Source organism: Sulfitobacter sp. 1A12157 (assembly GCF_043557345.1).
Lineage (GTDB): Bacteria > Pseudomonadota > Alphaproteobacteria > Rhodobacterales > Rhodobacteraceae > Sulfitobacter.
Genome location: NZ_JBIFFV010000024.1, coordinates 1 through 1,477, shown reverse-complemented (window position 1 = coordinate 1,477; position 1,477 = coordinate 1). Strand labels below are relative to the sequence as shown.

1 protein-coding gene is annotated in these 1,477 nt (G+C 54.2%); it reads left to right on the top strand.

Annotated features, from left to right (window positions below; genetic code table 11):
• Positions 1-132: 132 nt before the first annotated feature.
• Positions 133-1,161, top strand: a complete 1,029-nt coding sequence (locus ACGYLC_RS17625) for an IS110 family transposase (RefSeq protein ID WP_394424235.1) — start codon at positions 133-135, stop codon at positions 1,159-1,161.
• Positions 1,162-1,477: the final 316 nt, after the last annotated feature.

The window sequence follows — 1,477 nt, the reverse complement described above, 5'->3', positions numbered from 1 at the left end:
TGAACTGGCCCCCATTTCGACCGGACACCTTGGACTGACCAAGGAGATGGGGTGGTTGCCGTCCTCCCCAAACGGCATCGTGTTGTGCCAAAATTGTGGCTGGCACAGCGCCAGAATAGAGAGGATGGCGACATGAAGGATACAATGATCGGGATTGACCTGGCGAAGAATGCTTTCCAGGTTCACGTGGCATCGATGACAGGCCATGTGAAGTGCCGGAAGAAACTGTCACGTGGACAATTCTTCCGATTCATCACGGAGCAACCGCCAGCACTTGTAATAATAGAAGCTTGCGGGAGTGCCCATTACTGGGCCCGCGAACTAGCCAAAGCGGGCCATGATGTAAAACTGATTGCACCGCAATATGTACGACCCTTTGTCAAACGCCAAAAGAACGATGCTGCAGATGCGGAAGCAATTGTTATTGCTGCGCGCCAGCCAGAGATGCGTTTTGTGCAGCCTAAGACTTCCGAGCAGCAAGCACGGGCTGCCCTGTTCCGAGCACGCGAACGTGTGGTTCGTCAGAGGACGGAATTGGTAAACGCGCTTCGATCGATGCTTTACGAATACGGTCAAGTCATTCCACTCGGTATTGGTCGCATCAAGCAGATCAAGGCCGTGATCGAAGGGGACGAGATCGACCTCCCCGAGCTTGTTCGGGAAGAGTGCCACGATTTGTTAGCTCAGATTGGTGAGCAGACGGCGCGAATTGAGAAGAAAACGAAGAGGCTTACGGAATTATCCCGACATAGTAAGTCCGCGCGGCGGCTTCAGACTATGCCAGGCGTAGGTCCGGTGACTGCGTTGGCTATTGAAGCCTTCGCGCCAGCTATGGAGAACTTCCGCTGTGGTCGCGATTTTGCGGCCTGGCTTGGGCTCGTTCCCCGGCAATTTTCGTCTGGTGGTAGAGAAAGGCTAGGCCGGGTATCAAAAGCTGGTCAGGCTGATATCCGAAGGCTGCTAATCATCGGCGCGATGGCTTGTGTGAATTGGGCTAGCCGTAAGCCGCCTAAGTCGGGATCATGGTTGGCGCGCATACTGTCAAGGAAGCCACGGATGTTGGTGGCAGTCGCGCTGGCGAACAAGATGGCGCGAACGATCTGGGCTATGCTGATCAAAAACGAAGATTATCGAGATCCGGCCTTGGCTGCGGCTATGTGACATGCCGACGAACTAAAAGCCAAGCCCGGCAAGGAGGTGTGAGAAGTCGATGACCTGAATGGGCGCATGATCGAACAGATCCGGATTGTGGAAACCAGTTTAAGCCAAGGAGCGTCAAGCTCGCCAAGGAGATTTGGACCCAATCCGCGGATCACCATACCGGCCCGCGGCTCTGACCAAAGCAAAGCCGCAAATTTGAGGCCTGACACAAGACCGAACTCGATCACACGTTTAAAAGTCAGAATGCCTCTTGCACTACGGACGGCAACCACACAAGGCTTAAGGATAGCCTTAAGCACGTGCTTATGTCTGAGAT